At 61.4% G+C, this 241-nt stretch carries 1 pseudogene; it reads left to right on the top strand.

The window, feature by feature from the left end:
• Positions 1-241: pseudogene (locus AC0L3P_RS40375) on the top strand (IS3 family transposase); the annotation flags it as partial.

Raw genomic sequence — 241 nt, 5'->3', positions numbered from 1 at the left:
CAATGGAGGCGGCCTTCTGCGTCGAAGCGGTCCAGGAGGCGTTGGCGAAGCACGGCAGGCCCGAGATTTTCAACACGGACCAGGGCAGCCAGTTCACCAGCCTCCAGTTCACCGATGTGCTGCTGGACGCGAAGATCGCCATCAGCATGGACGGCGAGGGCGCTTGGCGCGACAACGTGTTTGTCGAGCGGCTCTGGCGCACGGTCAAATACGAAGAAGTTGTGTGCTGTGAACGTCACTG

The sequence above is a fragment of the Bradyrhizobium sp. WSM4874 genome (genome assembly GCF_055811835.1).
The sequence above is the reverse complement of the archived record's forward strand: the minus strand, read 5'-3'. Positions and strand labels throughout refer to the sequence as shown.